A 1,729-nucleotide genomic window follows, 5' to 3' on the forward strand; every position below is an offset into this window, starting at 1 on the left:
ACTACATGGTGCCCTCCTATCCCGACGAGCTGCCGGCGATCCCGATGACGGTTTCCAACAAGGTGGATTTGCGCCAGCTGCCGAAGCCGACAAGCGTGCGGCTTTCGGGCGATCGCGCCATGGGCGCGCCCGCCCATGACGACGAGCGTTTCCTGGCCGACGCGCTGGCCGCAGTGCTGAAATTCGACGACGTGTCCGTCGAGGACAATTTCTTCGACGATCTCGGCGCCAACTCGCTGCTGATGGCGCATTTCTGCGCCCGTGTGCGCACCAGGAAGGAATGGGCGACGGCGTCCATGCGCGACATCTACCTCCACCCGACCGTGGCGCGGCTGGCGCTGCATCTGGGCGTAGCGGACGAGATGACGACGGCCACCAACGAGCCCGTCCTCACGCGGCGGGCCTCCAATCTTGCCTATTGGACCTGCGGCGCCGCACAGCTGATGTTCTACGGGCTCTACAGCTATGGCGCCCTGTGGGCGATCAATGGCGGCCTCAACTGGATGTACGACGCGCTCGACGATCCGCTGCAGCTCTACATCAGGTGCGTGGCGCTTTCGGCCGCCGTGTTCTTCGGCATGTCGGGCTTTGCCGTCCTCGCCAAATGGGTGCTGGTCGGCCGCTGGAAGGCGGAGGCGTTTCCCATCTGGGGCGTGCGTTACTTCCGCTTCTGGGTGGTCAAGACGTTGATCCGCACCGCGCCCGTCGTGCTGTTCCGCGGCAGCCCGCTCTACAGCATCTACCTGCAGCTTCTCGGCACCAGGCTCGGCAAGAACGCCGTCATCGAATCGAAATCCGTGCCCGTCTGCACGGATCTCATCTCGATCGGCGCCAACACCATCCTGCGCAAGGAATCGATGATCCTCGGCTTCCGGGCGCAGTCCGGCTACATCCACACCGGGCCGCTGACCATTGGCCGCGACGCCTTTGTCGGCGTCGGCTCGACGCTCGACATCGACACCAGGATCGGCGACGGCGCCCAGCTCGGCCATTCGTCCTCGCTGCACCGCGGCCAAAGCATCCCCGACGGCGAACGCTGGCATGGCTCGCCGGCCGTGCCGACCACGGCCGACTATTGCAAGGTGCGCAATGTCGATCCGTCCAACATCCGGCGCTTCCTGTTCGAAGCGGTTCAACTGATCGGCCTGTTTGCCATCGTCACCCCCTTGCCGCTGCTATTCCACAGCTATTGGGAAAATGTCGGCGACGACTACCAGGAAACCATCGGCGTCGTCGCGATCGGCACCACGGTCACGCTGTTCGGCTACATGGCCGCATCCTTCCTGGCGGCGACGCTGGTGCCGCGCCTGGTCAGCCTGCTGTTGAAGCCCGGCCGCACCTACACGCTGTACGGCTTCCGCTACTGGCTGCAGACCGTCGCTGAATTCTCCAGCAATTCCCGCGTGCTCGGGCTGCTGGCCGGCGACAGCTCGGCCATCGTGCACTACATGCGAGCGATCGGCTGGAACCTCAACAAGGTGGTGCAGACCGGCTCCAATTTCGGCTCCAACCAGCAGCACGAAAACCCGCTTCTGTGCGAGATCGGCACCGAGACCATGGTGTCGGACGGGCTGTTCATGATCAACATGCACAAATCCGCCGCCGCCTTCAGGCTCGAGCCGACGAGAATCGGCGAGCGCAACTATCTCGGCAACAACATCTACTATCCGCCGGACGGCCGCACCGGCGACAACGTCCTGCTCGGCACCAAGGTGATGGTCCCCATCGA

1 protein-coding gene is annotated in these 1,729 nt (G+C 64.2%); it reads left to right on the top strand.

The window, feature by feature from the left end; all coding sequences use genetic code 11:
• The coding region (locus EN914_RS34375) for a Pls/PosA family non-ribosomal peptide synthetase (protein ID WP_245497917.1) at nucleotides 1-1,729 on the top strand (1,729 nt) is incomplete at both ends.

The sequence above is a fragment of the Mesorhizobium sp. M7A.F.Ca.CA.001.08.2.1 genome, assembly GCF_003998455.1.
Taxonomy (GTDB): Bacteria; Pseudomonadota; Alphaproteobacteria; order Rhizobiales; family Rhizobiaceae; genus Mesorhizobium; species Mesorhizobium ciceri.